General features: G+C 42.0%; 6 protein-coding genes and 1 pseudogene. 3 read left to right on the plus strand and 4 right to left on the minus strand.

Annotated features, from left to right (window positions below):
• Positions 1-1,966: serine/threonine-protein kinase (locus PN457_RS01455; protein WP_271730838.1), on the minus strand; the 1,966-nt coding region annotated here is incomplete at its 3' end.
• A 164-nt stretch (positions 1,967-2,130) separates the two neighbouring features.
• On the opposite strand from PN457_RS01455, the pseudogene PN457_RS01460 reads away from it, so the two are divergent.
• Positions 2,131-2,299 (plus strand): annotated as a pseudogene (locus PN457_RS01460) (transposase); the annotation flags it as partial.
• A 219-nt stretch (positions 2,300-2,518) separates the two neighbouring features.
• On the opposite strand, the gene PN457_RS01465 reads toward PN457_RS01460, so the two are convergent.
• Positions 2,519-2,827, minus strand: a complete 309-nt coding sequence (locus tag PN457_RS01465; RefSeq protein WP_271730839.1) for an RNA recognition motif domain-containing protein — start codon at positions 2,825-2,827, stop codon at positions 2,519-2,521.
• Positions 2,828-3,187: 360 nt separating this feature from the next.
• Positions 3,188-3,841 (minus strand): fasciclin domain-containing protein, encoded by a 654-nt coding sequence (locus PN457_RS01470; RefSeq protein ID WP_271730840.1) that lies wholly within the window; start codon positions 3,839-3,841, stop codon positions 3,188-3,190.
• Positions 3,842-4,180: 339 nt separating this feature from the next.
• Here PN457_RS01470 and PN457_RS01475 point away from each other — a divergent pair, with 339 nt between their 5' ends.
• Positions 4,181-4,972: a glutathione S-transferase family protein gene (locus PN457_RS01475; protein ID WP_271730842.1), complete on the plus strand. Its 792-nt coding sequence runs from the start codon at positions 4,181-4,183 to the stop codon at positions 4,970-4,972.
• Positions 4,973-5,068: 96 nt separating this feature from the next.
• A complete protein-coding gene (locus PN457_RS01480) occupies positions 5,069-6,787 on the plus strand; it encodes a helicase HerA domain-containing protein (RefSeq protein WP_271730843.1) in 1,719 nt (572 codons plus the stop codon).
• Between the two features lie 26 nt (positions 6,788-6,813).
• Here the strand turns inward: PN457_RS01480 and PN457_RS01485 are convergent.
• Positions 6,814-7,093: transposase (locus PN457_RS01485; RefSeq protein WP_271730845.1), on the minus strand; the 280-nt coding region annotated here is incomplete at its 5' end.

Consider the following 7,093-nt stretch of genomic DNA (forward strand, 5'->3'; position numbering starts at 1 on the left):
GTTCTGGGGTAGGTTCTGGGGTAGGTTCTGGGGTAGGTTCTGGGGTAGGAGTTTGTGCCGCAATGCTGAGTTGATAACTTAGTGGTTCTGATGCTGTGGAAGCAATTACAAACTGATAAAATCCCGATTCTGGTAATTTATTAACTAATAAATTACGTTCTGGAGAGTCTTCTAAAAATTTCACTTGGCCAGAAGGAGAATAAACCGAAAGTAAAACTTGAGGACTGGCTTCTAACTTCACTTCCATTAATTGATTTTGCGCCAGGTGAGCAATAAAAACTTTACCCCCAGTCGGGTCAACAGCTGATTGCAGATTACCTGTAACTGTTTTGCTGGTAGTACCTGGATCAAATAGAATTCTGTCTAAAGCCGTTCCAGAGACAATAGCGTTAAGTTTATCGCTAACAAACCCGTGCCAAACTTGTCCCATGGGTTGATTGATAAAATTTTGGCCTTGCTGTTGAGGAAATTGGTTGAAAAACGCAGGGTCAGCTAAATCATATAAAGAAGTCATACTCACATTGAGTTTGTTAACTTCCACTCGCCAAGCTTCCCGTTCTGCTGCTGTATAAGTTCCCAATTGTTGGCGCGACCTCGTACTCAATACAGCTACTTTTTCTAGTAATTGAGCGGCTGTTTTATCCCATTGTGCCCGCAAACTTTCATCTTGCGCTTGATCAGTGAGAGTGCGTCGCTGTAAACTGGGGTTATTGTCCCAAAATATTTGATCTACCAACCGGACGTAAAAGCTGGAATCAATTCCCAATTGTTGACGGCGATTGTTTAATCTTTGTTTACGTTGACGTTCCGCTGGGGAGAGTGGATCTGGGGGTGTCGTGGGTTGCTCAAGGGTGGGAGGGCGAGTAGGTGTAACTGTTTGTGGAGTGTGATCACTGCTAGTGAATCCCCACCAAATTCCCCCAGCTGTACCCGCAACTATGATTACTGCTACTAAGGCTGTTGCTGGTGTTAACCCGGATGTTGGTTCGGGAGATGATGAGGGAGATGGGCGCGGTGGGGGAGGGGGGGAAACAGCAACTGTAGCAGATGTGGGTGGGTTAGTGGGATATTGAGTTGGGGGATGACTCACTGATGAGGGGTTGAGAGCAGCTAAGACGTGAGCAGCTGAGTGATAGCGATCGCCTGGTCTGGGGGATAGCATTTTATCTAATATCTGTCCCAATACCGGACTGAGAGTAACTTCTCGTCGCCATTGCCAAGTTAGATTATAATTATCAATGAGTTCTGGCGGTTGTTTACCTGTCAATAAAACTAGGATGGTGACAGCCAAGGCGTACAAGTCGCTGTGAGTATACACCATACCTGTTTGCATCTGTTCTGGAGGTGCAAAGCCTATTTTACCTAGTAGGGTGGGTGATTGGGGGGATGGGGTTTTTTCCCCTTGGTAATATTGCGAGGCCACCGTTGCGGCTACTTGTTTCACGCCGCCAAAGTCAATTAATACCGGTAATTTGTCAGTACTGCGCAGGATTAAATTATCTGGTGAGATATCCCGATGAATGACCCCCATGGAGTGGATATATTTCAACACTGGCAGAATTTCTAATAACAATTGCCTAACTTCAAGTTCTGTAAATCGTAATCCTTGCTGTTTACGCGCATCTAATAAGGAACTATAAGTTTGTCCTTCTACATAATCCTGCACCAGGAACAGGTATTCCTGACCTTGTAAGTTAATTCGCAGTAGTTCCCGAAAGCGGGGAATTTGCGGATGTTCTAGCTTGTAGAGAACCGCCGCTTCTCGCTGAAATAATTCTTGGGCTTTTTGTGCAATATAGTCTGTTTGAACTTGAGGGGAAAATTCTTTTAAAACACACAGTTCACCGAACCGGTTCAGGTCTTCAGCTAAATAGGTACGTCCAAAACCTCCCTGACCGATTTGACGAACGATTACATAGCGATCGCTTAAAGTTACACCGGGTTGAATACTATTATTTATATACATAAGTCATTAGCTATCCGATTTTTACCTGACTGACTTGATCAGCTGCGATCGCATCCCAAAGTGTCTATAGGATTTATGCTGATCTGGAGCCGAATAAGTGCGGTCAAAACCACCATATACTAAACCACAATAGGACTTATACACGAGTTACTTTGACACTATAAACTAGATTGAAACAAATTTTTCTTGATTTAGCAGTGGAAAAGGAATGGGATATTTTAGCTGGTGGAAGTCGCACCAGACTATATTCATCTGTTTGTCAGCCTCAAACCAACCGACACACCACATTTAATCGTTAAAGCTTTTAACGGTTACAGTAGCAACTATTCAAGATTTCTTAATACCTGTTAAAACCTTTTTGTTAAGCATACAATAGGATAAATCTTGTTGAGTCGGGTTTCATCCCTATGCTTTAGCGTGGGGGTTCTCACACTCCCACTATGTTTTGATAGTTAAAAGCTCCGAACATGGACTAAGCCTTGCTCGGAGCCACAGTATTAAAGGGGTTGAGGACTAGATACTAGGACAAACTTCCCCCCTAGTCCTGAGGTTTTAGTAGCGGTTACGGGAACCGCCACCACCGTATCCTCCCCGTCCACCACCAAAGGAACCTTTATCCTCTTTGGGTTTAGCTTTATTCACTTTCAGGTCGCGTCCCATCCATTCCGCACCGTCTAGAGCCTCAATGGCTGCTGTTTCTTCATCGTCCGAACCCATCTCTACGAAGGCAAATCCGCGTACACGACCTGTTTCACGGTCGGTTGGTATTTGCACTCGTTTGACGGTGCCGTACTCTGTAAACACCTCAGTGAGGGTTTCTTGGGTAACGCTGTATGAAAGATTACCTATATAAATTGACATCAATGGTCTCCAAAATCACAAAAACGTAGAGATTTAGATTTCGGAGATAAGTCTGTAAATACCACAAGGAAAAAGCCTGTCAATACTAAAAACAAACGCTGTCGCCGAATTAATTCTCAACTCCAATTGTGGCACATAATTTTAATGATCACAGGAAAAGTGAAAAAAACTGTTATAAAAAGTTATGTTAAGGTAAATCTATATTTATGTCGTCTTGTCTACCCCCAGTAAGATAGATATTTGAGTCTTGCGGATTGGCAATATCAAGTCCCCCTACCCCACCTAACACACAGAAAAAGACCGCTTAGATATTGATCTCAACGGTCTTTCATGCTTGAATAATGGTATCAACGATGGGGTCTACAGGTCAGGAGGCAAAATCACCTGATCAATAGCGTGGATCACACCATTAGTACCCTTAATATCTACTTCAACTACGTTGGCATCATTGACCATCACCCCATTAGAACCAACGGAGACCCTTATGGCTCCCCCTTCAAGGCTTTGCACTTCCCCAGATGACAAATCAGTAGATAGAACTGTGCCACTGACTACGTGGTAAGTTAATAGCTTGAGCAAGATTTCTTTATTCTCTGGCTTTAACAAGTCTCTGACAGCATCTTGTGGTAATTTGGCAAATGCTTCATTGGTGGGAGCAAAGACTGTTAATTGATCTCTACCTTGCAAAGCTTCCGTTAATCCCGCTGCTTTTAATGCCGCCATTAAGGTGGTAAACTTAGGGCTAGACTCTGCTAGTGCTAACAAGGTTTTGTTTTCAGTTTGAGTTGTGGGTGGTGTGACCCTGGGGGTGGTGGGTTGAGTTCGAGGTTTATTACGGTTATAGGGAAACTCATCAAAAATACTGGGTCTAGGATTAAGTGTTCCACCCCCAGCTTGTGCTAGATTATTGGTTGCTTCATTGGCTAGAGATGGTAAATTGAGCAAAAGGCTAACACTGGCTAACCCAACTATTCCCGCAAGATTGGTCAAAAAATTGCTGTAATTTGCTTTCATAAATCTTTTTAGTCCTTCTTAATATAGGTGACATTAAAGATTTATAACACTTCGCTATGCAAAATATATAAATCCAGCAGCAATATTTTTAGTGCAAATAACTATGTAAAATTATCACTTATGCTTTTAAACACCTGAGATAATTTCCCAGAATCCATAATAAACACTTTGTACATCCTACTTGGTTTCCTAGCACCATGGCTACAGTCCTGACTAACAGACAGAATCTCCTATTTCCTCCATAAGATTTTTGCTAAATTGCTGACTTGCTCAGGAAAATTACCGGAAGTGAAGATAGAATAAGAGCGTTGTAGAATTAAACTCTTGAAAATATAGGTTATGCTGGAATTATATCAGTGGGAAATATCTCAATATTCAGAGAAAGTACGGTTGATTCTAGATTACAAAGGGCTAAATTACCGTAAAATAGAAGTTACCCCCGGAATTGGACAAATAGATTTATTTCGGCTGACTGGACAAAGACAAGTGCCAGTTTTAAAGGATGGTAACAGATATATTGTTGATTCTACTGAAATTGCTAAGTATTTAGATTTAGAATATCCCGATCGCCCACTCATACCTCAAGATTCTCGACAACGTGGTTTATGCTTATTGATGGAAGAATGGGCAGATGAATCAATCGGTAAGAAAGCAAGGGTAGCTCTTTTTTCTGCTATTAGTCAAGACCAAAATTTCCGCCAGTCTTTATTACCTAATTCCACACCGGATATATTTAAAAGTCTAATTGCAGGAGTACCTGGTGATGTGTTGACTGTTTTGGGCTTTGGGGTCGGTTATAGTCCAGATGTGATTAAATCGGCGATCGCGGACTTGAAACAAGACTTAGAAGCACTAACATTATTATTGGCAGATAGTCCATATTTAACCGGTGATGAGCCGACTTTAGCTGATTTGACAGTGGCGAGTTTATCAATATTACTCAAGTTCCCAGAAGTCCCCTATTTAGACTTACCCGCAGGTATCAGAGGTAAAGGTGTACCTGGTTTAGCTGATAATCCTGATTATCAGCCATTTTTTGACTGGCGCGATCGCCTGTATACTCAATTCCGTAAACCATTAATCGCAACCCCACCAACGGGAAATGCACCCACTTCTATTCAAATTGAATAGGTGATGGGATGATGGTGATTAACTTTGTATTATTGGCTGGTTGGGTTATGGAAGTTAGGAACCACAGATGAACACAGGAATCTATAAGTTATTCAAATGAATTCTTCACAACCATTAGGTTCGGTTATCCAAGGTTCTCTGACTGGGGGGTTAGAAGTAAGATTACACCCGGATATTTCTGTGGAAGATATGCGGGTGGGTAAATTCTTGGTTGTCCATGGATTGCGATCGCGTTTTTTCTGTATGCTGACAGATGTAGCATTAGGAACTTCTAACCCCCGCATTCTTGCTAATCCCCCGGGTTGGGAAGACACTTTTTTACGGGAAGTTTTAGCTGGTAGTGGTACTTATGGTACTATCAACCTCGCCCCCATGTTGATGTTTACCCCTGAGTCTGATGAATCCTCAAATCATAGTACCAATGGTTTGGTCAAATCGCCAAATGGTTTAGCCTCATTTCAGCCCCAAACTAGTACTACTATGGAATTGCTCCCAGTAAAAACAATTCCCAGTCATTTCAGCCAAGTTTACGAAGCAAGTGAAGAGGATTTTCGCCGGGTGTTTGGTTGGGAAGATGACCCCCACAGGCGGAATTTTTCTGTGGGTAAACCCTTAGATATGGATGTACCAGTTTGTATTGATTTAAACCGCTTTGTTGAGCGGAGTAATGGGGTGTTTGGTAAATCTGGAACTGGTAAATCTTTCCTCACACGCTTACTTTTAGCCGGAGTCATCCGCAAAAATGCGGCGGTAAATTTAATTTTCGATATGCATTCCGAGTATGGTTGGGAAGCAGTAGCAGAAGGGAAAAATGTTAATACTGTTAAAGGCTTAAAACAACTATTTCCTGGTAAAGTGGAAGTCTACACCCTTGACCCTCAATCTACAAAGCGTCGGGGGGTGCGGGATGCTCAAGAATTATATCTGAGTTATGAGCAAATCACAGTTGAAGATATTAAATTATGTAGTCGAGATTTAGGACTCTCGGAAGCAGCTTTAGATAACGCCAGTATTTTACACAACGAGTTTGGTAAATCTTGGATTACCCAATTGTTTAAGATGACCGGTGAGGATATTAAAATGTTCTGCGAAGAAAAGCCAGGACATCCAGGTTCTATCACCTCTTTACAGCGTAAACTCTTGCGCTTGGAGAGTTTGAAATATATGCGGGGAGTTTGTCCCCAGAATTATATTAGTAAAATTATCCAGTCTTTGGAAGCCGGGAAAAATGTAGTCATAGAATTTGGTTCCCAATCCAATATGCTTTCTTATATGTTGGTGACTAACATGATTACTCGACGTATTCATGAGGAATATGTCAAGAAAGCAGATAAATTCTTACACAGTAAAAATCCCTGCGATCGCCCGACACCATTAATGATTACCATTGAGGAAGCGCACCGGTTCCTTGATCCGTCCATTGTCCAAAGTACAATTTTCGGCACTATCGCCCGAGAACTGCGAAAATATTTCGTAACTTTGCTAGTAGTAGACCAACGTCCATCGGGAATTGATAATGAAGTTATGTCTCAAATTGGCACACGCATCACCGCTTTGCTGAATGATGAAAAAGATATTGATGCCATTTTTACCGGTGTATCTGGTGCGGGTGGTTTGCGCTCAGTCTTAGCCAAATTAGACTCTAAACAACAGGCCTTAATTTTAGGCCATGCCGTTCCTATGCCCGTTGTGGTCAAGACCAGACCCTATGATACCACATTCTACGCCGAAATTGGTGATCCCGCTTGGGAAGAAAAGCCAGATGCAGAAGTATTTGCTGCGGCGGAAATAGCTAAAGCAGATTTAGGTTTTTAGTGCAACTTTTAAGCTAATCAAAGCGATTAAACTAGATTAACTACGGCATCCGTCAATTCTGACTTGTCAGAAAGCATGATAGAATCATGGGTCACGGTGAAGGCAGTTGCTTGCAAAGCACACAATAAAATATTGCGTGCGCCATTTACATCACGAGAAATCTGTATTCCGCAATGTGAACATTTAAAAACTTTGTTTCCACCTAGTTTATAATGAACATGACCGCAGTTACCGCACGTTTTTGATGTATATGATTCGTTACAAAGCACGACTATTACACCTTTTCTTTGTGCCGCTTGCTTAAGA

The organism is Anabaenopsis arnoldii, assembly GCF_028331025.1.
Lineage (GTDB): Bacteria > Cyanobacteriota > Cyanobacteriia > Cyanobacteriales > Nostocaceae > Anabaenopsis > Anabaenopsis arnoldii.

Excerpts from the sequence above, each read along its gene's own strand:
- PN457_RS01465 (WP_271730839.1), bottom strand. The coding sequence starts at position 2,827 with ATGTCAATTTATATAGGTAATCTTTCATACAGCGTTACCCAAGAAACC.
- PN457_RS01470 (WP_271730840.1), bottom strand. The coding sequence starts at position 3,841 with ATGAAAGCAAATTACAGCAATTTTTTGACCAATCTTGCGGGAATAGTT.
- PN457_RS01475 (WP_271730842.1), top strand. The coding sequence starts at position 4,181 with ATGCTGGAATTATATCAGTGGGAAATATCTCAATATTCAGAGAAAGTA.
- PN457_RS01480 (WP_271730843.1), top strand. The coding sequence starts at position 5,069 with ATGAATTCTTCACAACCATTAGGTTCGGTTATCCAAGGTTCTCTGACT.